Origin of the sequence: Maritimibacter harenae, assembly GCF_009882975.1 — a bacterium.
In the GTDB taxonomy this organism is placed as follows: domain Bacteria; phylum Pseudomonadota; class Alphaproteobacteria; order Rhodobacterales; family Rhodobacteraceae; genus Maritimibacter; species Maritimibacter harenae.
The window spans coordinates 305879-330988 of sequence record NZ_WTUX01000019.1; the positions used below are offsets into that span (position 1 = coordinate 305879).

21 protein-coding genes are annotated in these 25110 nt (G+C 60.9%); 9 read left to right on the top strand and 12 right to left on the bottom strand.

The window, feature by feature from the left end; all coding sequences use genetic code 11:
* Positions 1–28: 28 nt before the first annotated feature.
* The 7 genes from GQE99_RS16230 to GQE99_RS16260 form a co-directional block, all read right to left on the bottom strand.
* Positions 29–955, bottom strand: coding sequence for a hypothetical protein (locus tag GQE99_RS16230; RefSeq protein ID WP_161352680.1), 927 nt, complete (start codon positions 953–955; stop codon positions 29–31).
* A gap of 568 nt (positions 956–1523) precedes the next feature.
* Positions 1524–1931, bottom strand: coding sequence for a hypothetical protein (locus GQE99_RS16235; protein ID WP_161352681.1), 408 nt, complete (start codon positions 1929–1931; stop codon positions 1524–1526).
* Positions 1928–2293 carry a hypothetical protein gene (locus GQE99_RS16240; protein ID WP_161352682.1) on the bottom strand — a complete coding sequence of 122 codons (366 nt, stop codon included), beginning with the start codon at positions 2291–2293 and terminating at the stop codon, positions 1928–1930. Before GQE99_RS16240 ends, GQE99_RS16235 begins: the two co-directional genes overlap by 4 nt.
* Positions 2294–2613: 320 nt before the next feature.
* Positions 2614–4071: a hypothetical protein gene (locus GQE99_RS16245; RefSeq protein WP_161352683.1), complete on the bottom strand. Its 1458-nt coding sequence runs from the start codon at positions 4069–4071 to the stop codon at positions 2614–2616.
* Positions 4068–5969, bottom strand: a complete 1902-nt coding sequence (locus tag GQE99_RS16250) for a hypothetical protein (RefSeq protein WP_161352684.1) — start codon at positions 5967–5969, stop codon at positions 4068–4070. The genes GQE99_RS16245 and GQE99_RS16250 overlap by 4 nt, the downstream gene beginning before the upstream one ends.
* Before the next feature lie 119 nt (positions 5970–6088).
* The gene (locus GQE99_RS16255; protein ID WP_161352685.1) at positions 6089–6628 is read right to left on the bottom strand and encodes a hypothetical protein; all 540 of its coding nucleotides are present in this window, start codon (positions 6626–6628) and stop codon (positions 6089–6091) included.
* Positions 6629–6923: 295 nt separating this feature from the next.
* Positions 6924–8114, bottom strand: coding sequence for a hypothetical protein (locus GQE99_RS16260; protein ID WP_161352686.1), 1191 nt, complete (start codon positions 8112–8114; stop codon positions 6924–6926).
* Positions 8115–8349: 235 nt separating this feature from the next.
* Between GQE99_RS16260 and GQE99_RS16265 the strand changes: the two genes are divergently transcribed.
* Entirely contained in the window at positions 8350–8748 is a 399-nt protein-coding gene (locus GQE99_RS16265; protein ID WP_161352687.1) for a hypothetical protein, read from the top strand.
* A gap of 83 nt (positions 8749–8831) precedes the next feature.
* Here GQE99_RS16265 and GQE99_RS16270 read toward each other — a convergent pair whose 3' ends face one another.
* Both GQE99_RS16270 and GQE99_RS16275 read right to left on the bottom strand, forming a co-directional pair.
* The gene (locus tag GQE99_RS16270; RefSeq protein WP_161352688.1) at positions 8832–9623 is read right to left on the bottom strand and encodes an enoyl-CoA hydratase/isomerase family protein; all 792 of its coding nucleotides are present in this window, start codon (positions 9621–9623) and stop codon (positions 8832–8834) included.
* Positions 9620–11290: a flavin-containing monooxygenase gene (locus GQE99_RS16275; protein WP_161352689.1), complete on the bottom strand. Its 1671-nt coding sequence runs from the start codon at positions 11288–11290 to the stop codon at positions 9620–9622. The genes GQE99_RS16270 and GQE99_RS16275 overlap by 4 nt, the downstream gene beginning before the upstream one ends.
* A gap of 389 nt (positions 11291–11679) precedes the next feature.
* Between GQE99_RS16275 and GQE99_RS16280 the strand changes: the two genes are divergently transcribed.
* From GQE99_RS16280 to GQE99_RS16315, 8 genes are read left to right on the top strand one after another with little or no spacing between them, the layout of a single operon-like run.
* On the top strand, positions 11680–13371 hold the full coding sequence (locus tag GQE99_RS16280) for a class I adenylate-forming enzyme family protein (protein WP_161352690.1): 1692 nt from the start codon (positions 11680–11682) through the stop codon (positions 13369–13371).
* Positions 13368–14117 carry an SDR family NAD(P)-dependent oxidoreductase gene (locus GQE99_RS16285; protein WP_161352691.1) on the top strand — a complete coding sequence of 250 codons (750 nt, stop codon included), beginning with the start codon at positions 13368–13370 and terminating at the stop codon, positions 14115–14117. The genes GQE99_RS16280 and GQE99_RS16285 overlap by 4 nt, the downstream gene beginning before the upstream one ends.
* Entirely contained in the window at positions 14111–14578 is a 468-nt protein-coding gene (locus tag GQE99_RS16290) for a hotdog family protein (protein WP_202530866.1), read from the top strand. Before GQE99_RS16285 ends, GQE99_RS16290 begins: the two co-directional genes overlap by 7 nt.
* Before the next feature lie 10 nt (positions 14579–14588).
* Positions 14589–15122 (top strand): MaoC family dehydratase, encoded by a 534-nt coding sequence (locus GQE99_RS16295; RefSeq protein ID WP_161352692.1) that lies wholly within the window; start codon positions 14589–14591, stop codon positions 15120–15122.
* Complete coding sequence (locus tag GQE99_RS16300; protein WP_161352693.1) at positions 15119–15841, top strand: TetR/AcrR family transcriptional regulator; 723 nt, start codon at positions 15119–15121, stop codon at positions 15839–15841. The genes GQE99_RS16295 and GQE99_RS16300 overlap by 4 nt, the downstream gene beginning before the upstream one ends.
* Before the next feature lie 44 nt (positions 15842–15885).
* Positions 15886–16371, top strand: a complete 486-nt coding sequence (locus tag GQE99_RS16305; RefSeq protein ID WP_161352694.1) for a TRAP transporter small permease — start codon at positions 15886–15888, stop codon at positions 16369–16371.
* Complete coding sequence (locus tag GQE99_RS16310) at positions 16371–17660, top strand: TRAP transporter large permease (protein WP_161352695.1); 1290 nt, start codon at positions 16371–16373, stop codon at positions 17658–17660. The genes GQE99_RS16305 and GQE99_RS16310 overlap by 1 nt, the downstream gene beginning before the upstream one ends.
* 56 nt (positions 17661–17716) lie before the next feature.
* Complete coding sequence (locus GQE99_RS16315) at positions 17717–18748, top strand: TRAP transporter substrate-binding protein (RefSeq protein ID WP_161352696.1); 1032 nt, start codon at positions 17717–17719, stop codon at positions 18746–18748.
* Positions 18749–18810: 62 nt separating this feature from the next.
* Here GQE99_RS16315 and GQE99_RS16320 read toward each other — a convergent pair whose 3' ends face one another.
* From GQE99_RS16320 to GQE99_RS16330, 3 genes are all read right to left on the bottom strand, one after another.
* Positions 18811–19731, bottom strand: coding sequence for an alpha/beta hydrolase (locus GQE99_RS16320; RefSeq protein ID WP_161352697.1), 921 nt, complete (start codon positions 19729–19731; stop codon positions 18811–18813).
* A 369-nt stretch (positions 19732–20100) separates the two neighbouring features.
* The gene (locus tag GQE99_RS16325) at positions 20101–20619 is read right to left on the bottom strand and encodes a hypothetical protein (RefSeq protein WP_161352698.1); all 519 of its coding nucleotides are present in this window, start codon (positions 20617–20619) and stop codon (positions 20101–20103) included.
* A 207-nt stretch (positions 20620–20826) separates the two neighbouring features.
* Positions 20827–24882, bottom strand: coding sequence for a PIN domain-containing protein (locus GQE99_RS16330; protein ID WP_161352699.1), 4056 nt, complete (start codon positions 24880–24882; stop codon positions 20827–20829).
* Positions 24883–25110 lie beyond the last annotated feature (228 nt).

The window sequence follows — 25110 nt, forward strand, 5'->3', positions numbered from 1 at the left end:
GCGAGACTTGCCGCTGACCGACCGCGTATCATAGGCGAACACCCGTCATTGCAACCATTGCATCTTCGAAGTGGGCCGATGTGGTTCGCTCCCTCCCGAGCCAGTAGTCGTGCGCCTCGTTGTGAATGACGTGATCGAAACCGTGCGAATCCATGAGATCTGCGTTGCCATGTTCGCGCACGAAGACCTTGGAAAAATACCAATGAGATGCCCGCCGGTTCAGACCGCCAACTTTCTTGTCGCGAAAATAGATCATCGACTGCATGCGACCGACTCGAAAATCATAATCCGGGTGGTGAGTTATTCTTGCGAAAAACTCTCCAGTTGGCGTGGGAAGCGCCGCAACCATCGTCCGCACATCCTCGTCAAACTGTCGTCCTGGTCGCAGTGTCTTGCTGACAGATCGTTCGCTGGAAACACTGTTTGTTCCGTCATCACCCTGAAGCGCGGCTCCGTCAAATTTCCGTTCGTGAAACCGACGCGCGGCGGCACCCCACGAGGTGGCCTTCTCACCGAAGGACTTCCTTGCGCTCGGGTGTAATCCGCCCGCATCAAACGGGAGGCCGGCCGCCCGCATGCGAGCTTCGGCCTTGGCGCCAAGCGCAACGACGAAGGCGGTCGGAAAAAGCTCAAGTTGGCGAGCGAGATAGGTCTGGACGCAGGTTCGCTCGACACGACCAGGGTGCGCGCCGCCGGTGACTTTGGCTGGGCAAAGGACGGCATTGGTCAACCAAGTCTTCCGCAGTTGCGTGTTCAGGGCTTCGTTGGGCCAGAAGGCATCAAGAATGTGGCGCATGTTTCGATGAAACGGTGTCGGACGCCCGCGGCGCTCAATACCGCCGTTTTCCATTGCTTCGTGGAAAATGCGCAGTGAATTTCGGACCATGTCGGCGGGTGTGCCACGATAGCCAGCTGCGTCGGGCGGATCGCCGGGCTCAGCCGTGATGATAATCAAGCGGACCTCGGTCAGCGCTCCAGTAGCGCCGCCGAACGCACAGGGAACCAGGCCGCGCTTTGGGTCCCAGACACATGAGGCGGCGCAATTGCCCTCAAAATGAACGCACGGCAGGTATGCAGGCTCAAGAATTTCGAGCAGGGATTGTGCGGGCATTGGGGGTGCGTTCCTGTCTTTCGTGTCTTTGCCATGAAAAACCAGGACGCGCCAAGAAGACAACGATCGAAATATCGGCGGCAAGGCGTGTCTTCGGAGTCGTGTCAACCAGCCGGCGAGCTTTCGTTGGTAGCGGAACCGCCATCGGCGCGCGGTCGTTCTGCGGTGCCGCTTACCGTGTCGCTGTCGAGATCATGTAAGGCTCCAAGTCGATGGCGCATGCCTTTGTTGTGAATTCGGAACCTTCATTCGGCTTGTAACCTCGGATCCTTGGGTATCTCGAAATGCGCGGATCCTCGGCGTGGGGTGATCCCGAGCTGCTCCGCGGGGGGCCAAGATCTCGGACAGGGCACGGTAGGCGGCCGCCAAGCACGGTTGACCCGGGGGTGACCCCGGATCAACCAGACATGGTTCACCATCCTTCCGCGCGCTGCCAAGCCCGGGCATCGGTAGCTGCGGCAATGAAGCGATCGACTTCTCTCTTGGCGTGGGCCAACACCTCACCTGCTGCCGTCAGATGAGAAGTTACGACACCGCCATCGGTATGACAGTCGTCGCAAACGAAGCCGTAATGCGTCTCAGCCTCGACCGAGACCTGAAGGTCATTCGAAAGACCTTCGACCTCCGCGAGTCCTTCATCGGTCATGTAGGACTGGCGCGACAAGACGGAAATAACCCGCCCGATCCGGACCGCAATGAGCGGTGACATGCTGGCAGGAAACCGCGTGGACGCAAGTAAGCGTTGCAACTTGAACGCGCGCGTATGCGCTTCGTGCAGGCTCGAACTGAGATCCGAGTGAGTTACGAAGTCGGCGCTCATGCTGCACCCCCTTCCGGCGTGGAAGGATCTTCCGGCAAACCGGAGATCGCCGCGGAAAACGACTCGGTCAGCAGGCAGAGGTCCTCGACAATGGGCGACAGGATGTCGATTTCGGCGAAGCGTGACGCTTCGATGCTGTGCTCCACGTTGACGTTTTCGAGCGACAGAAGCCCCAGTAGCGCGGTGGCTTCGCGGCGCAGGCGCGACGTGACTTTCCCGGAATCGGTCAGCGCGTCGCGAAACGCGGCTGCGCGCTTGCGCCAGTGGTCTCCGCCGAGCACGTGGCAGGCGTCGTTGAGAGCATCGCCGTGTTCGGCGACGAACAGGTGCAGGGTGCTGGCCCCGCTCATAAGATCGAACATTTCGTTCTCCCTCATTGCCGCGACATCATGCCTCGGCTTCAAGACCGCCCACCTTTCCTTGAGCATCTGTTGTGTTGATTGAGTGGCAGGCTCGAGACCCTCGAGGCGTCCGTTTGTGCCTGTCTGTCTGTCTTTCGAGGCCTCACCCGGAGGGCCTCGAAAGACAGACAGACAGGCAAGAGGCGCACACCCGCCAACCCGGATGGGTCCAACCTCTTCGGGGAGATCTCGCACGCGGACCTCCCCGAAACGGAACCACCGATGCCGGAGGTTTCACAATGTATCGTGACGAATTGGCCCGGTCTGGCCCAGGACCTGGATTACGTTGCCTGAGCCATCGACTTGCGGCGCGCGTTCCTGCGGCTCATGAGTTGCGAGCTTAGGTGAGCAGCTGCCGCTTCCTGAAAGTAATGCTGGTTCACGACAGCGTCCGACGTCTGATTGCACGCAGCTTTGGCGAGCTCAGCTCCGATCGGGCCATGGTGCTTGGCGGCGTCGGTATGGTTCATTGCGCGCGCGGAGGTCAATGAAACCCCGGTCAGTTCCTTGAATCGGCGCGGCACATAGCTTGGCTTATAAGCGACGCCCTTGTCCGACACGAACAACGCGCGTTTCGACGTAATGGCCTCTGCACGCAATTCCGGCAGACATTCTTCCGGGAGGTCCCCGAGCAGCACGGCATCGATGAACCGACCATATTCGGGGTCGAGCGGTCCGACGAACGGCACCGGACGTCTCGTGTGTGTCTTCTGGATCTTCATCCGGACCACATACTCATTGTTTTCCCAGAACAGGTTTTCTCCGAACACGAGATGTGCGCTGGCGTTTCGAAGCGGCAGGTTTGCGATGATCGCCAGGATGCAGGCGCCGTTGCGCTTTCGGTGTCGCTTCGTCCGGTTTGGCTCGGAAGAAGCGCCTGCCAATGTTTCTTCAGCCAGATCGAGAATGCTGTCCGTCGTATGCCCAGATGCGGCCAGTCTCGTTAGCTTCAGGGAGGTCTGGAGCTGCTCTTTTCCCTCGAGCCAGGCGTGCCTTTTTGAAAGGTCGTCGATGACGGAGGCTTGCGCCCCGGTATAACGCGCAAAACGGTAGAGCTCTTCCATCGAGGCGCGCAGCGTTGCCCAGCGAAAGCCATTCTTGCTATTCTTGCACCGACGGGTGAGCTCTTCTTGAAACAGATCCACGTGTTCTGGCGTGAGCGCGAAGGGACGGTCATGTTGCGCGAGAACGAAGGCGAACTGGCAGAGTTTGTCGCGCATGCGAACGAGGATGCTTCTTGCCGGCGCTTGCGCGTCTTGCCCCGGCAGGCCGCTCGCCATTTTGCGCAAGGCTTGTTTCACCTCATCCGGCAGGGTCCAAGGGTCGACCGAGACATGGCGTGCGATCGGCGCGTTTCCGTCCAGCTTCGCGCAGGGATCCCAGTCGGGCGGCTCGACGGAGTTTCCCTTATGAGCGTCTCCGGAAGTCCGGGCACTCTCCGAAGTGGTGCCCACCGTTCGTATTGTGAGCAAGGCCGTTTCGACTGACTTGGCGAAGGTTGGATACAAGAGAACCATGGCACGCGACAGGGCGGCCAGGCTTTCGGCGGGCTCGAAATCCGCACGCGCGCGACTCCACCGAAGCAAGTCTGCTTCGGTGGGTGTGGCGAGCCCATAGCTTGCGACGAATGCGAAAAAGTCGTCCGTCGCGATGAGATCGTCGAGCGGGATGGCGCTGAGTTCCTTCCTTTGGAGGAACTCCCGCCAAATCGGTTTTCCCAGGATCGTCGCTCGGCTCATGCGTTTTCTCCCACTGCCGCTTCGTAATCATTGCGGACCTTCCTGCGCCGCTTGGCACGGTGAGCCTGCTGGTCGCGCAGCCGTTCCGTCGTCTGGATGAACGCGTAGAATCTCGTCAGCGTCGAGGCGAGGTCACCGGTGACGACCTCGAGATACGGGAGCACACCGAGATCTTCGTTGATCTCGATCGAGCAATACCCATGTCGGAAATTGTGCGGGGTCATCGGCAGGCCGATCTCGTTGGAACACTCCGCGAACCACGCATCGAAGGTCTGCGTCGTCAGGTGGGTTCCGACGTTCTCGATCGCGGGGAACAGAAGCTGGCTTTCCGAGGCGCCACCGAAAAGGGGGCGTATCTCGTCCAGGTAGAACTCGAGAATATCGAAGGCCCAGCATCCATCCATTCCTTTGTGGTAGTCGGCCGGGGGCAAGCGCCGGCCGCGCTTCGTCATGGCCACGCCATTCTTCAATAGCTCGTTCGGGATGCGGACGCGGAAATAGGATGTGTCGCCGTCGCGATGGTCGAAAAAGGTGGGGAGGGAACCCGACATGTCGAGCGACAGGACGTTCATCTTGCGCAAAGGCAGGCCTTCGAGCTCGAGCGCCGCGAATGCGGCGGACACGCCAAACATCCGGGCCCGGCGAAGAAGCTTGGTCGCAATCGATCGGTATTGATCATCGATCTCGCCCGTCGCGGCGTAGGTGTAGAGATCGATGCCCAGGGCCGCGGCGGTGTCGAGCGCGTCACGTGCACGGGTGCAATACATCTCGTGTTGAAACTCGAACACCTGCCGTTTCCGGGGGTCGGCGAGGAGCGCTTCGCACCATTCCTGGACGCCCGGCGCCATGAACTCGCCCGCCAGGCGTCCTTCGATGAGTTTCGGCGTCTTGTCGATCAGTTTCTTGACCGCTGCCGCTTCTTCATCGTGGCCGACGGCCCTGAGCGTGAGGCGGATCTTGTCGAAGTAGTTGTAGAGGGTCCGCGCCGAAATGCCGTCGGATCTGTCGCATTCCCGGATCAGCGAAATCACGGTGGTTTCCAGGGTTTCCTGTCCAAACAGGGCGCACAGCCCGTTCACTTTCGTCACGTCGACGCTTTGAGATGCGGCGCTGACGAACTTGCGAAAGGCGGCCCTGTAAATCCCGATCGTGCCATCCGCGTAGGTCTCGGTTGCCATTTTCCGCGCGGCTTCCGTCTCGAAATCCGGGACCTGCGTCGTCGCCGCAGTGACCCATTTTTCGAGATCCAGCTCCAATGCTTCCGGGATCGAATGCCGTGTTCGATGCAGCGTCGACAGATCGCCGATCGGTTCTTCCGGCAGCACGTCGAGCAGGGTCGGGAACTTCCGGAACGCATCCAGCAGCTTTGCGCCGCGCTTGACCTTCGAGAACTCGTCGCTCGTCGCGCACTCGTCACGCAGCCCGGCGATGAAGTCCCGGTCGATCTGGTGGATGTCGCACCCACGGCGGCGCGTGAGTGCCGTGATCTTGCCGAGGTCCCGGATGTCCTTGTCGATGAGCCCGGCGTCGACAAGGTCCTCGAGGCGTCCACGCAATTCCGCGAAACGGTCATCGCGTTCCCGAAGTTGCCGGCGGGCCTCGAGCGCACCCGTGTGACGCTCGATCAGGCGACGGCCGTCCGACTGGTATTGCTTGTAGGTTTTCGGGGACATGCCGATCGACGACAGTTTGCGCGTGAGCTTCACGTTCTTCTTTGAGAACTTCGGGGCCACCGCAAGGTAGACGTCCAGGTCCACGGCGTGTCCCAGGATGGCGGGCGGGTTGTTCGCGAAGAGCCCGATGCAGTGGCCGAGATGCTTCGCATACTGCCGCTGGGTCTTGCACGGCGCCTGTTTGCCGGCTTCGATTAGGTCTGACAGCGTTGAGATATTGGGCATGCTCTATCCTCGTGTTTGTTGAGCGTTAATGGGAAGATTGGTCGTTGTCGGGAAAGCGGTAATAAAAAGCGGGTGGTTTCCAAGTGCCGAAAGACCCCCGCCTTTTGTTATTTTCAGCGTTATCCGGATGGGTGCCCTCCCAGTGTAGCGATCGCCGCGAAGGGCCCTGTTTTCATCGCTTCGGAAGGGGTTTCGGCGGCATTATCCACCTGCGCATCGGTCTCGACGCGCATGAATTCCGGCTCGGCGCGGCCTTCGCGACGCGCGCGAATGCACTCGCGGTTCCAACGGCGCAGTCGGGCATTGACGGTTCCGGTGCGCGCACCCAGCTGGACGCCCGCGCCGTAGTCGAAGGTGCCGGCCCGGACCTTGTTGCGGATCGTGGACGGGCGTTTCCCGGTCATCCACGCCACCCAGTGCACGTCGGCAAGCGGTTCACGCAGGGCCCACGCGGCTGTGTCCGTTGTCGGCTGGACCTCGAGGATCTTCTCCCAGATGTCGCGTTCGGGAAAATACCCTTCGAGCGATACGAGCCCGAAACGCGCGATGACCTTGCCGACTTCGTTCTTGCCGATGCCGAGCCACGTTCCGAGCTCCGACCGGGTCAGACCGACCGGAACCGCCGGAACGACAGGGGGCAAGTTGTATGCGTGAACCATGGTTTCCTCCTGGCTTTCGGAGGACGTGGTTCGATGTCACCCGGGACAAAAATTCCCGGGTGTTTTTTTGTTTCGCGTGTTCAGGACGCCTGATCGACGCGTGCGGGAGTGGGAACGGTGGCGAACCGCAGGTCTTAGCACCGGTCCAGCTGCGAAAGAGTGTCCGCGCAGGATCAGCGCGACCGCGGAGCGCGTTCAGGGGGCGGAGGTCGCTGTTGGTCTTTGTGACACAAGCGTCATTCCGGTGGCGCGGTGCCCGGTCGCCGGCATGCAGACCGACACCAGGCTCACCGGGCTATGTTACGGGGGCCTGGACGCGTGCTTTTCTGGCCCGCTTCCTGATGAACCCTGATCCGGCGGGCGGCAATTCGCGCGGATCGATGCCGGTCCCGGCCAGGTCGTCGAAAAAGAATGCGCTTGTCCGGAAATGCTTGCTCTGGGCCTCGGACAGTTCCGCCGCCTTGGCTTGAAACCACTGCGGCGTCAGGTCGACGGGCGCCAGTTGATCGGCCAGCGCATGCTTGCGGACGATCGTTGCCCGTGCGGGGAATTCTCCGCCGTGCAGATCAGCGATCTGCTTGCTGAGCCGCCACCATGCGGCCGCCCAGGGTTCATCCGGCGCAACCTGGCTTTGCGGGACCCCGTTTCGAGCCCGAAACGCGATCCTTTGGAGATACACGCGATACGTCTTCTCATTGGGTCGCTCGAAACCCAGGGCACGGATGTCGATGTTTTCGAGCTGCGCGAAGGTTTGCGGGCGCAAGAGATCATCGAACGAAGCCTCGGAATCTTCCGCAAGGATACCGGCCATCGTGGCGACACGGTATGTGAAGTCGATCGCGTTCCGAAGCGGGCGCTCCTGCGCGTCTCGAAATCGCTTCAGCCGCACTGGTAGCTTCGCATGGTAAGCGTGGTCGAAGACCCGGGGCAGGGGGCCGATTTTCTCGCAAGGCAGCAGCCCGGTGCGACGTGCAATGTCATTGTCGCCCAGTTTGTCGAGGACGCCCAAAGCGCGCCGGAATGTGGCCCGCGGCAGTCCCTCGAGCCCCGCGTCGATCGAGAGGGCACCAGTCCGGGTCAGATCGCAAGGAGAGGTTCCCTCTGGCAGAAGCGTCGGCAGATAATAGATCGGATTGACCGAGGTGGCATGCACGAACAAACGAGCGAGGCGATTCAGGCCATCGACATAGTTTCCATCGACATCCTGGCCCGTCTCAAGTGACTGGCAGTCGAGCAGAACCTTGCGCCAGGCCCGGTATTTCTTGATGTCATTCCCGAATTCGCTCCGTGCCTCCTCGGGGATGTGTTCTTTCGGAAACCGGAGCGCCAAGGCGGGTGGCTCAAAGTCGAGCAGGAAAACCGGAAGGCCGGTTATCCGCGTCAGAACGCCGAACGCGGTCTTCGCCACGAAGGGACGGACGAAGGACCAGATTTCGTCTTCCGGGTCCGGATCATTGCAGCGGTTGTAGAGATCGGAGAAGGTCATGCACGGAAGATTGGTCGCATCTCCTCTCGCGGAAACAAAAAGACAGAAAAATCGTGAAACGGACGGCGAGCGTTCGTTTTTCCAGGTGGCCCTTCGGACGTGCATCCGAGCGGCAGAGGTGCGCTGGGGCCGTTACGCGCGCGGCCAGATTGGTCGGTCGAATTTTCGCCGATTGCCTTGCGCGGCCACGGCCGCCAGAGTCGAGGAATATGTCAGACGCATTTGAGGAAAAGATATGACGCAGAAGATTCCGGGCATCTTGCCCAAGCTTGCCGCCTTTGTTGCGGCGACCCTTATCGGGGTGCCGGCGTCGGCCCAGTCCCACGTGAACGCCGTCGTGACGGACGGGCAGTCGCAATTCGCAGAAGGCGTTCTACAAGGCTATTTTCTCCAGGGAGCGGACGGCGCGACGCTTTGTGCCGATCCCTACGTGATTGGAAAATACGTCAGTTGTGCTCCGGCGCTCCAGATAAACGGGCGCGTCTACCGCGCACCCGACAAGAAGGTATGGGTGCATACGAACGGCCAACTCGGAGGTATGGACGTGCTCGATGCCCAGGGGCGGCGTGTGTGCACGGATCCCGTGGCATCGAACAAGTTTCGCGGTCCGGACAGCTATCTCTTCTGTCCGTGATGAACGGTCAGGGAATTCATTCTCAACCGTCGATTGGATTCCGCCCTAACCCTCACTTACCGACCTCACAGAACGTATTGACGTCAGGCCTTCCCCTGCTTGCCCTCCGCGAACGCGCGGACGGCTTCGGCATGTTCCGCCGTCTCGTTCGACCTGATCTCGTCGGCAAACGCTGCATCGGCGTGATGGGCGGCCAGGGCTACCAGCGGGCGGTTGATCGCGATTTTGGTCCACCGGATCGCGTTGGTCTTTCCAGCCACGAGCCGTTCCGCCAGGCCGTAGACACGCGCGTCCAGGTCCTCTGTGGGCACCGCGTCTGTAAGCAGACCGATATCGGCGGCCTTCGTAGCCGGGATAGCGTCCCCCGTCAGAAGGTATTCGCGCGCGCGCAGATAGCCGGTCATCTGCGGCCAGAGCAGCGCGCCGCCGTCCGCGGCAACGAGACCGACCGCCACGTGCGGATCACCGATTTTTGCGGTGTCGGCGGCAATCGCGACGTCGCAGGACACCGCAAGAGACGCGCCAAGCCCCATCGCGTGACCGTTCACCCGCGCGATGATCGGCTTCTCCATGGAAAGCTGCCCGACGAGAATGCGCTTGGCTTCGCGGATCGTCACATGGAAACGTTCTGGTTCGTCGATGGCGTCCTGCATCCAGTCCAGGTCCCCGCCGGCGCTAAATGCGCGCCCATTTCCGGTGAGCACGATCACGTCGCTGTCGGGATCGTCGTCGAGGTCGGCAAAGAGCCGCGAGAGCTCCGTATGAAGCGCGGCGTTGGCAGCGTTCATCGCTTCGGGCCGGTTCAGCCGAACGGTGAGGATGCGGCCTTGCCGTTCGAACTCTATATGGTCGTAACGCTTGAAGAAGTCGCTCATGCGAAAGCCTTTCTGGGCTCTTCCGCCAATGGCGCCCCGTCGAACAGGAAGCCTTCATAGCCGTTTTCGCGGATGCGCGTGCAAAGGTCGCGATACATTGGGTTGCCGCCGATCCACACAAGTGCGTCGCGGCCTTCGCGGCCGAGGTTCGTGTTGATGCCGGTAAACCACGAGTTGGTGGAGCCGATCAGGGTCCTCGAGAGGAGTTTCTGGCAAAGGCGTGTGTAATCGGCCTGTGCCTCCGAGGTCGGCTCGATCACCTGCGTGCCTTGCTCGAGCGCCGTGCGCATGAGCCCGTCCAGCCAATCGATCATCAGGGCCGAGCACCGCGGAATGTTGCAGAAGGTGGCCCCGTTCTGCGGGCCGACGAGCATGAAGAAGTTCGGGAAATCGGCGACTTGCATCCCGAGATAGGTCGACATGCCCTCATCGAAGCTGTCCTTCAACGAAACGCCGTCGCGCCCCCGGATGTCGATCCGGTTCCAGGAGCCCACGATGGCGTCGAAGCCCGTCGCGAAGATAATGACATCCAGGTCGAATTTCCCGGACTCGGTTTCGATCCCGGTTTCTGTAATGCGCGTGATCGGGTCGGCCTTCACGTCGATGAGGTGAACATTGTCCTGATTGTAACATTCGAAATACTTGGTCTCGAGTGGCACCCGTTTGGTTCCATAGCCGTGATCCTTGGGGATGAGCTTGTCGGCGGTTTCGGGGTCGGACACGCGTTCGCGGATCTTGTCGGCGACAAATTCTGAGACGAGATCGTTTGCTTCTTTGTCGAAGAGCACGTCCTTGAAATTACCCAACCATAGCGAGAAGCCGGGACCCTTGTAGAGCTCCTCCCAGAGCGCACGCCTTTCTTCTGGCGTTGCCTCCAACGTGTTCTGGTCGCGGAAGATATGGCTGAACCCGGCGAGCGTAGTATCGAGGAAGCCGATCATGTCGTCGTAGTTTGCCTTGATCTCCTGCATCTCGTCGGCCGTAATCGGCCCGTTGCCCAGCGGCGTGCACCAGTTGGGCGACCGCTGGAACACCGTCAGATCGCCAGCAACCTTCGACATTTCCTGGATCACCTGCACGCCGGACGACCCGGTGCCGATGACGCCGACGCGCTTGCCCTCGAAGTCGAGCGGGGCCGGCCCGAACCCACCGGGGTCGCGCGGCCAGAGCCCGGTGTGAAGCGTGAGGCCCTTGAACGTGTCGCGCCCCGGGATGTTGGGGTATTGCGGCGCTGAAAGGGGGCCGAGCGCGGAGACGAGGAAGCGGCAGGTCATGTCGGGCCGGTCGCCTTCGAACGAGACGGTCCAGGTTGCGGCATCGTCGTCCCAGGTGGCGGCCGTGACGCGTGCGTTGAACGTGTAGTCCTTACGCACGTCCATCACGTCCGCGGCCTTGTTGATGTAGCTTAGCACTTCCGGCTGGGCGGCGAAGCGTTCCGACCAGTCGAAATTCTCAAGCAGCTCGCGCGAGAAGAAATAGGCGTAGGTCTCGGATTCGGAATCCACCCGGGCCCCAGGGTAGCGATTCCAGTTCCAGACCCCTCCGACCTGGTCCGAAGCCTCGACCCCGCGAACGGTCATGCCCATCTCGCGCAGGCGATAGAGCATGTAGAGACCGCTGATCCCGGCTCCGATGACGATCGCGTCGAATTCTGGCTGGCTTGCCATGCGCACTCCTCCACTTGGTGCGGCGCGGGGCGTGCCCTGGCCACAATGCTGCCGAAAGCTGGCACATGGGCGGACTAACTGTCAAGTTTTTGAGAATACTCATGCGTATATCATCTGAGAACTGAGCTGGTCCTTTCTGCCCCCCGTCGAGCGTCAGCCTGTTACGAAGCTCTCACGTGTTGCCCCAGAAGTTACTGAAAATGTTTCATAATTATAGATTTCGCGATCAACAAGACCTAAACGCGACCGGCAAGAATGGCGCGCCGGGGGCATCGATACTTGATAGATGAAAACATACGTGACAGTATCTGTTTTGCGGCAAGCGCCCGATTCCACGCTTCGGGAGGGGTGCGACGGATCGCTCGCCGCGAAGATACTGGGAGGACTCCATGGCCCGCATGTTCAGGGACCGTCACGCAGATATTCTGAAGCGCCACCCCGTGTGGCGGCCGCGGATGCTGCACGAGATCCTCGACGAGACGGCGGCCGAGTCACCCGACCGCCCGTTCATCATCACCGATGCGGTCACCTACACTTACGCGGATGTCGCCGAGCGCTCCAAGCAAGCGGCCGGAGGACTGGCCGCGCTCGGCGTGGCGCAGGGCGATCACGTCGCGCTGCTCATGGCGAACCATCCCGATTTCGTCTGGATCAAGTATGCCATCTCGCGCTTGGGCGCGGTCTGCGTGCCGGTGAACTTTCTCAACCGGCGCGATGAGCTTGCCTACGTGCTCGCGCAGTCGGACGCGAAGGTGCTGATCACAATGGATCGGTTTCGCGACCTCGATTACCTCGGCATGCTTGACGACATTGCGCCCGGCTGGGAAAGCGCCGGCGGCGGCGACGCGCTGCCACGGTTGTCGCATGTCGTCGTGCGCCCCGACGCCGGCGCGGTCCGCGACGGTGTCCGGACACTCGCCGATGTCTACGGCGACGCGCCGGCCTCCGTGAACTCCGACGCCGAACTCGTCTCCGACATCATCTACACGTCCGGGACGACCGGGCAGCCCAAGGGCGTGATGATGACGCACGACATGCTGGCGCGGGCCTCGTTCACCAGTGCGCTGACGCGTGGCTTCGATGATGGCTGGCGCGTGACCTTCTCGCTGCCGATGTATCACGTCTACGGCTACGTCGAAGGCATGCTCACCGCCCCCTGGGTCGGCGGCGCGATCATTCCGCAGACCGCGTTCGACCCGGCCGAGACCGTTCGCGCCATCGTCGAGCACAAGGCGCACGACGTGCTACTGGTCCCGACGATGACGCTCGCGATCCTCGAGCATCTGAAAGCCAGCCCGACCGAGATGCCCGACCTGGTGGCGGTCATCAGCTCCGGGCAGCGCTCGCCAAAGGGGATCTGGGACGAGATCCGCGCCCGTTTCGGCGATGTCGAGCTGACCACTGGCTACGGGATGAGCGAAGTCACGGCAACGATGGCGCTGACACGCGTCGGCGACCCTGACGATAAGTTGCGGGAGACGAACGGACGCATGCGCGACGCGGGACCGGCGGGAAGCGAGGACCTGCGCGGCAAGTTGGTCCTCTACCGCGTTGTCGATCCGCAAACGGGCACTGTTCTACCCGATGGCGAGACCGGCGAACTCCAGGCTCGCGGCTTGTGCGTGACCCAAGGCTACTACAACAAGCCCAAAGAGACCGAAGAACTCTATACCGCGGATGGCTGGATCCATACCGGAGACCTCGGGCACCTTGTCGAAGACGATTATCTCGTGCTCGATGGCCGGCTCAAGGAGAGTTACCGGTGCGGCGGCGAACAGGTGATGCCGACCGAGATCGAGGACGTGCTGACCGCGCATCCGGATGTGATGCAGGCCCATGTCGTCCCGGTGCCCGATGCACGCATGGGTGAGGTCGGCGTGGCCTACATCGTCGCGCGAAACGGCGCCGCGGTCACCGAGGACGAATTGGTCGAACGCTGCAAGAATTCGCTCGCCCGGTTCAAGGTGCCCAAGCATGTTCTGTTCATTCACCAGGCGGACCTCCCGGTGACGCCCTCGGGGCGGGCCCGCAAGTTCCTGCTATCCGACCGCGCAATCCGCGAACTGGAGATCGACGCATGAGCCGGATCGCCCTCGTTACAGGCGCGGCCCGCGGGATCGGCGCGACGACTGCCCTTCGACTGGCCGATGACGGCAACGACATCGCGGTCCTCGACCTGACGGTCGAGGCCTGTGAACAGACTGTCGCAGATGTCGAGGCCCGCGGTCGCAAGGCGGTCGCCGTCGCGGCCGACGTGTCGAACCCTGAAGCGGCAGCGCGCGCTGTTGCCGAGGTCACCGACCGACTTGGGACACCCACCGTGCTCGTGAACAACGCCGGCCTGCTGCGCGAGGGAACGCTGCGAAAGACTTCGTCCGAGACGTGGAACTCGGTCCTCGATGTAAACCTCGCGGGCGCGTTCAACATGGCCCAGGCGGTGCAGATGGGCATGCGCGCCGAGCGTCACGGCCGTATCGTGAACATCACCAGCACTGGGGCACTCGGCGCAACCGGACTCTCGGCCTACAGCGCTGCTAAGTCCGGGCTGCACGGCCTGACCAAGTCGCTGGCGATCGAGTTGGGCCGATTCGGGATTACCGTGAACGCGGTCGCACCCGGCCTGACCCTGACTACCATGATCGACGAAATGTCAGGCCGCACCGGCGAAGGCGTGGACGCCATGACGCAGGACGCTCTGAAGAGCATCCCCGTCGGTCGCCTCGGAACGCCGGACGACATCGCCCACGCGATCTCCTTTTTCACCGACCCGCGCTCGGATTTCGTGTCGGGCCAGATCCTCTACGTCACCGGGGGGCCGAAATGCTGAAACGAATGGACAACCAGATGAACGACCAGATGACGGCCGAAGAGGCCTACCGCATCACGCCGGATACGCCCGTCGGCTTCGAGCTGATCGGTGTGAAGAAGAAAGCGGCGATCCAGCTGATGGGGTCGCGCCTCTGGGGGCGGTTCAACCCGAACCACTGGGACCCAGTCTATGCCGACGAAACCGGTCTCGATGCGCCGATCCAGACCGGCGAGATGAGCTCGGCCTACATCGCCGAGATGTGCGTCAACTACCTGGGCGCCGCGATGTTCAAGGGCGCGCGGTTCAACTGCAAATACGTGGCCTCGATCCTCGCCAACGAGATCATCGAGACGGGCGGGCGCGTGACCGCGAAGGAGCCAGATGGCGATGGCTATCGGTTCACGCTCGAGGTCTGGGCCAAAAACGACGCTGGCCAGCTCAAGTCCATCGGATCCGTCGAAGCCACAGTGGGCGCCTGAGGAGAGTGAAATGAACAAGTCCATCGCCACCGACAGCCTTCGTCCGATGACCGAGGTCCAGGTTCGTCAGACCCGGGAATTCATCGAAAGCCTGAAGGAAGACTGCCAGACCTATTGGGACATGGTGGAGGTGGGCGACGTGCTGTCGCGCGACCTCACCATCACGCCGGAGCTGGTCATCCTCTACGCCGATGCGGTCGAAGATTACACGCCCTGGTATGAGGGCTGGAAGATGAACACGTGGCGCATCGAGGGTGAAAGCCCCTTCGGCGGCGCGATCGTGCCGCCGATGATGGTCAGCCACTTCGTGCTGTCCGTGCAATTCGACCACACCAAGCCCTTCGCCATCGGCTCGGTCCACACCATGCACGAGACCGAATTGCACGAACCCATCCCGGTCGGCGCGACCGTTACCATCTCGGCCAAGGCCGTGGACAAATACGAAAAGCGTGGGCGCCGCTACGTGCGGCACGAAGTAACCGTGACCGATGTGAATAGCGGTCTGCTCTACATGCGCGAACTAAGGGACATCATGTCGCTATGACCTCGAAACATGTGGATAACGCGAACCGGGCCGCGCTTTCGCGGGCAAAGGCTAACGGGCATAACGGCGAGGCCATTTCCTCAAAGGAGCCCGTTGCCGTGCCCCAAGAAAGACCTTTGAAATTCCGCGATGAAGTCGCCCAGCTAAAACGTGATCGCATCGTCGATACGGCCGCCGACTTGTTCTACGAGCACGGATACGCCAACACGACCCTCGATGCGGTTGCCGAGCAGATGGGTTTCTCCAAGGCCTTCATATACTCTAACTTCTCATCGAAGCCCGAACTGCTGGTCGAGATCTGCATCCGCGGCGTTGCCCACGTGCATGAGGCTGTCGAGGGGGCACTGAACCTGCGCCTCGATACCCGCACCACGCTTGCTCTGGTGGTGGAGCGCTACGTTTCTTCGGTGCTCAAATACCAGAAATACATCGCCGTCTACACGCGCGAGGAGAAGAGCCTGCCCGTCGACGAGGCGATCCGCGCGAACGAAAAGCGCCGCCAATTCTTCTCCATGATCGCCGATTTCATCGAAAGGGGCCGCGACGAAGGGGTCTTCAAGAGCGACGACCCGCTTCTCAGCGCCCTCACTCTTGGCGGCTCAGTGACCTGGATGGCCTTCTGGTATCGCGAAGGCGGTCGCCTTCAGCCCCATGAAATCGCCTCGAACATCACACGCTCGACGATGCTGATGCTCGGCGCGGCGGACGCCGACAAATAGGAAAGCCAATGGAGATGCCGAAGATCGCACGACACGCGGGGACCTTGGCCGGACTTGTGCCGGGGGTTCTGCTGCTCGCGACCGCGCTTCTCACGCTCGCGGATGTCGTCGGACGCAATCTCCTGAACGCGCCCGTTCCAGGCGCGACGGAGCTCACGGAACTGGCGCTCGTCGCAATCACCTTTCTGCTCTACCCACGCGTGGCGTGGCGCGACACGCACATTTCCGTCGACCTGCTCGACGGTATCATGGGGCCGCGCGCCAAGTGGCTGCAACAGCTCCTGGCCGCCCTGATCGGTGTCGCTGCTTTCGGCGTGCTTGCCTGGCGCCTCTGGCTGCTCGGTGACCGCATTACCGGATACGGCGACGTCACACCCTACCTGCGGATACCGCTGGGCCCGGTCTACTACGGCATGTCCATTCTCTCCGGCGTCACTGCGATCGCATATGCCCTGCGCGTCGCCCTCATCGTCGTTATGCCACGTCGTCTGGGCGAGCTAACGTCCACACCTTCCAAGGGGATCGAATAATGTTGAGCGCGACCCTCGGTTTCCTGGCGGCTTTCGCGCTGATCTTCTTGCGGGTGCCCATTGCCCTATCCCTCGGGCTGGCCGGTGCGGTCGGTTACGCCATGCTCGTAGGCGTTAAGCCGGCCCTCTCGATGATCGGTATGTCCGCCGTCAGCTCGACCCTGAGCTACAATCTTGCCGTCATCCCGCTGTTCATATTGATGGGCAACCTGATCGCCGGCGCAGGCATCGCGAAGGAGCTATATCGCACCGCCCAGGCCTATGTTGGCCACCTCAAGGGAGGACTCGGCGTCGCCACCATTCTGTCCTGCGGTGGGTTCGCCGCCGTATGCGGCTCGTCCGTCGCCACAGCCGTCACGATGGGCAAAGTGGCAATCCCGTCAATGCGCGAATTCGGCTATTCCGACCGGCTCGCGACCGCGACGGTCGCCGCGGGCGGCACGCTGGGCATCCTGATCCCGCCATCTATCATCATGGTGGTATACGGCATCACCACTGAAACCAGTATCGGCGAACTCTTCGCTGCCGGCGTCATCCCCGGCCTCGTGGGAATCGTCGGCTACAGTCTCGCGGTGCGCTACACCCTGTATCGCCGCCCCGACGCGGCCCCGGACGTTGAGCGCGCCAGCCGGGCGGAGCGCCGCGCCACGCTGCGCAAGACGTGGTCAGTGGCGGTTCTGTTTGCCGTCGTGCTGGGCGGCATCTATGCGGGCCTCTTCACGGCGACGGAAGCCGCCGGGATCGGGGCGTCGGGCGCGCTCGTCTTCGCGATCATCCGGCGGATGCCATGGCGCGAGTTCCTGCGCATCCTCGTCGAGTCAGCCGAAACCACCGCGGTGCTCTTCGCTCTGATCATCGGCGCAAAAGTGTTCGCGGAATTCGTCAACTATTCCGGTGCGCATCACGGCGTCCTGTCCTTTGTGCAGGACAGCGGCTTCAGCCCCGCGATGGTCATGCTGGTAATCTGCCTGATCTACATCCTTCTGGGGTGCCTGCTCGACAGCCTCGCGATGATGCTGCTCACGCTACCGATGTTCTTTCCGATCGTCGTCGGCCTTGGCTACGACCCAGTCTGGTTCGGCGTAATGGTGGTCATGTTGGTCGAACTTGGGCTGATCACGCCGCCGATCGGCATCAATCTCTTCATCCTGAAATCCGTGGTTCCCGAAGTGCCTCTGGGAACCATCATCCGCGGCATCCTGCCCTTCGTCCTGGCGGACCTGGGGCGGCTGCTGCTGATCGGACTCGTGCCGACGCTCGCTCTGGCGCTGCCACGACTTTTCTTCTGAGGCATTAGCAATTTTTTCGCTCGGGCGGGAGGCCCGGGCTCTTCAGGGAGGACCAAATGAAGACTTTCGCTTTGACGACCACAACCACCGCCATGCTCTTGGCCGGTGCCACAATGGCCACCGCGCAGGAAACGACGCTGACCTATTCGTCGTGGTTCCCGCCAAGCCACTCGCTCAACACGGCACTGGGTGAATGGATCGACAACGTCGAGGAGGCGACTGACGGGCGCGTGACCGTGGAATACTTGCCGGCGACGGTCGGTGCCGTGCGTGACCAATTCGACGTTGCCGTCGACGGCTTGGCCGACATCGTGCTGATCCTGCCGGGTTACACCCCGGGCCGGTTCCCGATCATGGAAATGGGCGAGCTGCCCCTCCTGGTCCCGACCGACCAGGCGACCGTCGCCCCGGTGTTCAACCGCGTTTACGACGAACAGCTCGCGCAATACGAGCCGTTTAAGGGCACCCATGTGCTGACCGTCTTCGCGTCGGCGCCGACGAGTGTCACCACGACCGAAGGCAACGCGGTCACTTCAATGGAGGATTTCGAGGGACTGAAACTCCGTGCCCCGTCGACCACCGCCAGCGCCGTGATTGACGCCGTCGGTGCCGTCGCCGTGCAGAAGCCGGTTACGGAAATCTACGAACTCGCCTCCACCGGCGTTGTGGACGGGACGTTCTTCTCGCTCGGGCCCATCATTTCCTGGAAGACGCAGGACATCTTCAAGGAGATTACGATGATGCCCGGCGGCATGGGGCAATCGGTGATCGCGCTCCTGATGAACCAGGACCGGTGGGACTCCCTCTCGGCCGAAGACCAGGAGGCCATCGCGAGCGTGTCGGGGCCTGAACTGGCCGGCATCATCGGGCGCGTCTGGCAGGAAGACGAAGACAACGCCGAGGCTCAGCTCGAGGAGATCGGCGGCTTCACCTACCACGAAGTCTCGGACGAGTTCTTCAACAACTTCGCCGATGCCATAGCGCCGGTCGAGGCCGACTGGATCGCGCGTGCGAAAGAAGCCGGCGTCGAAGATCCGCAGGCCTTGCTCGATGCGTTCCGCGCGGAATTGTCCGCGGCAAACGACTGATCACGCGCAACGCCACCACTCAAAAACCGCACCCGTGCGCTCGTCGCGCGGGTGCTTTGCATTCAGCTCGCCGACAAGCTGTCACGCAGGCGTTCGGCGGCCAGCGCGAGGGTTGCCTCGATCGCGGGTGTTTCCACGCCGAGTGACAGAAAACCGTGCAGCATCCCCGCGTGATCCCTGCTCTCGACATCGACTCCCAGTGACCGAAGCCGGTCGGCGAAGACCCGACCTTCATCGCGAAGCACATCGCATCCGGCGGTCTGTAGCGTGACAGGGGGGAATGAAGCGGCAGTCGCATCATCGATCCCCCGCAGCTCAATGGTCCGGTCGGCACCAAGGTAGCAGTCCCAGAACCAGCGCATGCCCTCGTGTGTCAGCATCGCACCCTCCGCGAATTCGGCGTGGCTGGCTGTGTCACAGGCCGGGTCGAGCGCGGGATAGAAAAGCGCGAGATGTTTCGGCCGATGGCCGGCTTCAAGAGCACGCACCATGGTCTCCGTGACGATCTGTCCCCCGGCACTGTCCCCGGCCAGGGCAACCCGTCCCGGGTCCACGCCATACGCTTCAGGCCGGGCCATGATGTCAGCCAAGACCGCCCAGACGTCGTCTGGCGCAGCCGGATAGTGGTGTTCGGGAGCGAGCCGATAGGCCACACTGATTACTGCTGCACCGGTGCGGTCAGCAAGTTCGCGACACAGCGGGTCGTGCGTATCGAGACTGCCCCAGACCCAACCACCACCATGTGCGAAAAGGATAAGGGGCAGCACGTCCGCATTGGTCGGCCGGTAGTGTCGAACCACGATCTCCCGGTCTGGCAACCGAACCGAGCGCTCGTCGATGCGCGCCATCTCCGGCGCGTCCGGCAGCGCCATGGCCCCATCCGCAGCGCGACGGACCTTGTCCATCGGCACCGCGGCAGGCGGCGGACGCACGGCGTTGCGCGGATCGGCAAGAAGGTCGGCGAAGCAAGGATCGATGGGCAAAAGACATCTCCAACAAGACCATTCGTCATACCAGTCATGTAGGGTCTCACAGGTCCCGTCAACGTGGCCAACGCGGATACGAGTTGGCGCAATATGCAGTGCTATCTCGCCTTTATAGCCCAGGTCTCAAGACAGACTTCCACCGTCGCTCGCACACCTTTTCTTCAAATGGGCAAAGCGCACCACCGCGACCCTCTCATTTCACTCAATAACGCTGTTGGCGCGAAGACCACCCCCGTCGTTCGGTCGAAATGGTCCACCCTGCGCCTGCATGGTAACAGTTATCCACTATGTAAAGTCAGCTGGCGGCCCTGAGCAGTCATTCATCACCACCTCCAGTTCCGCATCTCAGCGCCACCGAAGCGGCCATTACTCGTAATCGCCGAAGGTTGGTGTCACCGTTTCTATGAGATATCTCTTCCTGAATTCGCGGAGCACCATTTCGAGTGTCGCCTCAAAAACGCTCTGGTCAAACATCATCGTCTTCTTAGCTTCATGAAGGTAGCGCCAGTCAATAAATGCATCCTTGTGCTGGGTAAGAATGTCACGAATACCGTAGTCGTCGAAGAAGGGGCTGGCGTGAGGTGGGTTCACAGATCGCCTAAACTCCTGATCAAGCTTCTGCTGGCTTTCGGGCAGCAAGGCTTCGAACAGCTTTATTAGGTCATGAGACTTCAGTGCATCTGGATTGTCGTGATCGAAAACAAACCACGCTTTGAGCGCCAATTCCATGGAAAGAGCCAGTAGCATAGGCTCCACGCCGATATGTTCGCGGTCTGCCCAGTCTTCAATCTCCCCAAGGCGTTGATCTGGAAAGCTCCTTGTCTTCCGTAGAATCGCCATGGCGGCATCGCCGATTCGAATAGCGGTCGATAACCGAGCGCTCACACCTTGTCCTTTTACTTGCCTACACGCAGATTGGCGGCCAAGCGTTTGTCATGCAAGGTGCCAATCTGCAAGGGTCCTTGACGGCCCGAAGCAGTCATCCTCCGTCCCTTCATTTTCTGCGACGCGGCCATGGAAAGCGGACCCTCGTGTCGTTTCGAGGCAACGAAAGCAAAAACGTCAATCGCCGCCATGAACCATAAGATCAATTTAAGGCAGCTTAGATAGTTTCCGCGCTGACTTCACGCAGTCACCTATTGTATTCAGGACGGCTTCTTTATGGTCGCGATTGATCTCCATGGCCAGAAAACCTGGAGAAGCGAGGCTGGTAGTGCTCGACAGGATTAGGGGGAGTTTGATCATGCGGGCGTTTCTCTGCGCCCTCGACACCGCGGCGGATACCGCATCCCCCAACATCTTGATCGCTCCATCTTCCCCCAACCGAGATGAGAGCTCTTGGAGCATGAAGGCGGCATAGGCGACGCAACGCGCTCCATCGTCCGCATCGTCCCAGAGTTCCAGAAGGCTGGATCCGATCAATTGGGCAATGCTCCACGGGTCGTTCGTCGGCAGAGCGATATGATCGAGGAATTGGTTCAGCCAGATCGACGTATCCTTGCGCTCCCACTCGAACTGCGTCGTGTCTCCGTCGATGCTGACGTATCGGTAATTCCCTTTCAGCATTGCGCCGAGGGCATCAGAATATGCTTCCTGCGAAATCGTGCGCTTATTGCGCGCGATCTGCAGTGCGACCTGGCTCCAAGCCGATGAAACACCATCCAGGCTCGCAAACAGCCGGAGGGCGGTGTCATCTGCCAGCAAGGTCCACCCTCTCTCCTTGGCGACTACCAGCGTATCTACAAAGCATGGGCCCACATCTTCGAAAACCGCTTCGAAATCCGGATGAAGGGCGGTGCCTTCTTCCGGCATAGCGATTTTCAGGCCTCGTGCCAGGTCAAGGGTTCGTCCGAGGTTCGATATGAGAAGGTCGCACATCTCTCGGGACATCTCGATGATACGCGCCCCGTGCTCGTCCGCGACGAAGCTACCTCGGCGCCCTTCTCCCCCGATGGCATCCACCCTGTCCTGATAGGCTTCGTGAAGCAGATCGATGCTGCTCTGGGTGATATGCAGGTCCGGGCAGGCCTGAAGGAGGGTGTCGGCGAAGCCGAGGGTCTGAGCGCCGTATAGGGTGATTGGATCGACGATCATGCCCGGCGCAGCCATAACCGATTGCGTCGCCGCCTTCCGCTCTACGGCATTACCGAGGGCCATCCTGATTTTGATGCTGCCGTGGTGCCGCAGGAAATCCCAGAAATCGAAGACCGTGCCTCCACCTGCAGCGGCCAACAGAGCTATCGGGGCTTTACCTGACTCGTAAGCCTCCTCGATGCGCTTGACCTGCCCCGCACGCTCCTTGGCGCTTTCGAGGATGGGACGAAAGCTGCCTTCCAGATCATTTTCATCGATCCGAAGCGCTCCGAATATCTTGCTCTCAGGAAACAAGCGCTCGAAGTCCTTCTGAGACCGATGATACGCGTGGGCATACTTGGACAGGACCTTTGTGACGGTGGCGTTCAGCTTCCCGACAGCGGAATCCATCGGGAAATTGTCACCCACAGCCTTTCCCATCAAGCGAAGAGCCAACGGGTCTTCAGGGGAAAGTTCGTCGCGGTCCGCCCGCGGGGCGGGAGCTGTCTCAATGATCTTCGTGAACGGATCAGCGTGATCTCGCGAGACCACAACGACCGTATCCTTCTCAACGACCTCGCGGTCGAAATCGACCTGTCGCCCAGAACGGCCTGTCAGGATCAACCCGACCATGAAGCCGAGATGTATCTGGGGGTCTTCATATCCGTCGCGCAACGCGCGGTATCCGATCTCGAGCGCCCTCTGGAAGTCGTCCGTGTGGTGATCGAGCTTGTGCGCAAGGTGCATACGCATCCGGGGATCGCCGGTAATGTCCACCGGCACGGTGTCGAGATACCGGATGATAGAAGAGATGTCCGGCAGACGCTCGCAAATGTCGATCCAGCGAGCGCGGTCTTCCAGGGTTACATCCCCTGTGCCGAACACGTGCTCGAGTTCCTTTCTGGCGCCCTTCAAGTTGCCAGCGCACTGAAAGATGACAGCGCCGATCCTCCGCATGCTGGCGGTATCTTTGATCCTGGCGTCGAGCTTCCCATAGAGTTCTCGGGCTTCTCGAATCCTGCGGCAGTTCACCAGTGTCTGGAGTGCCATCCTCAGTTGAGGCGTATCCGTGTCAGGACTGCAGAGATCGAGATAGATGTCCGCGGCTTCGGAGTTCCGGCCCACCATCGCAAGTGCATGGGCCGCACGGTCACGCGCGAAGCTGTTGGTTTCGCGCTCTGACAACTCGGCAAGGCGATCGATGATTGCGGGATCGTCGATGTCGCCAGGATGGTTGAACACGAAGCAGGCCAAGAGCAGTGTGGAGTCCGGATGCTCTGTCAGGATGTCATGGGCGACTTCCTTGAAGAGATCAGGGTTTATCTGCGCAGCGGACAAGATACGGCAGTTGCCAAATGCGACACGCAAGCCGGCGTCTTCTGCTGTTCGATATAGGAAGTCGGCACGTGCGAGAGCTGCTTCTGGATCCCCGTCATTGATGCGCGCTTGGAGAAGCATAAGCTCGTCATTCGGATTCCGATCGCTTTCGGGAATCCTCGAAAGTGCATCGGCAACCGCAGCGTCCTCTCCCTTGTGCATCTTATGAGCGGCGCGGAACCGCAGCAGTTGCGGCGTATCTCCAAGTCTCCGGAAGGCTTCTTCGATGAGCTCTTCAGCCTTCTCTTCATCCCCAAGCATCAGGGAGGCCGAGAGGGCGTTCATGATGCAGGTTTCAGCCTCTCGCGCCCATCCGCTTGCCTGCAGAAGGCCCCAGGCAACAAGAAAATGTGCTCTCGCTTCCTCGACGATCTCGATGTCGCTTTTCCGCATGAGCCTGAGGCTACGGATGTCTTCTCGCTCGGCGACTTCCTGGAACCTGAGGTATCCTGCATATGCGCGCACGCGCCAATTGTCAGGGTCTCGATTGACCGCATCCTTGATCAACCGCCGGCAATCCTTGAGCTGGCCCGCCTTCTGGGCGTGCTCCGCGAGTGCCAGAAGAAATTCCGGGATTCGCTGGAACGGTTCCGGAAGCTGGGCCTGAAGCTCTTGCCATGGCGTTTCCGCCAGAGCCGTCTCCAGGAACACTCCAGCTGCCCGCTGTTGTGGCTCTGGCATCGCCATGGCGCGGGCGGCCAGTTCAGCCGCCTTCTCACGATTGCCCGTGATGGACTCTGCAGCCGCCAGTATGGATAGCGCTTCGGATGTATCAGGATACTCATCGTGAGCCTGACGATACCAGTCTACGGCGGCATCCTTGTAACCCTTTGCAAAATAGGCGGATCCAAGGTTGGCCTTGATGCGGAAACGGTCTCGAGCGCTGGCAGTGCGGCCCTCATTTTCGAGAAGTCGTTCAAGCCGGGTGATCGCGGTTTGCGCCGGGCTATCGTTCAGAAGATCGGCGGCATCAGTGATGCGCTGACCGAGAGCGTCTCCATCCGGCTCTCGCTCCAAGCCCGCTACGACCGACCTCTGGAAATCAAGAATCCCGGACGTGAGTCCTGTCAGATCCCTGGAGATGTCACCGCGTAGGTCATTCATCGCTTCCGATATCTTCAAGTCGGCGATCGGCGACACGCCCGAGCAATGAATCGCCACGACGCGAGGATGGCGATTGAGAACGGCCTTGATCTCGTCCCAGCCCATGACATCGACTTCGAAGAGAAGCTCCTTCCGGTTCTTCTCATTCAGTTCTCGCGCAACTTCCTGTATTCGCGCATCATTGGGGGCTGTGGTGGCGAGGATGAACTTGTCGAGAGCGGGGCGGAAGGCCTTTGCCTTCTCGACCTCTTCACGAAGATCTTTTTCTTTAAGCGCCTTCCCATAACCTCCAGAGCGGCCTTTACACTGGACGCCAACCCATTTGTTGTGAACCCGATCCGTGCCGAAAACATCGACACCATGCTGCTCTTGGCCAGACCGGCCATTGGCGCGAGCGTCGTCTGTCTGCCATTCGCTTTCGAACAGATCCCTTGTCAGCCGCTCGAATGCCTGCCAGTCGGAGGGCGCGGGAATATTTACACTTGTGACGGTAACCATGCGGCTCGTGGCTTTGTATTTTCCAAACCCGAACCGTAGCTTGGCCCCTTCGAAATCGGAAGACAAGGTTGGCGTTTCGACGTCGATAGGTCGCATAGCAAGAGTCCGCACTCCGCCTGACGTGCATGACATGGCCGTGCTCGGGACCAGCCCGGTAGGTATGTCTGCTCTCAATCTTTCGCATAAGCATGCTCAGGTGCGGAGAAGGTCAGCTTTCCGCCTTTCATGACTACCGACACTTGCGGTCCATTGCTGTCGTTCGTGCGTTCGGCGTCTAAGATTGTTCTCTCCCCAAAGGAGGTTTTACTGTTATTTAACTACCGC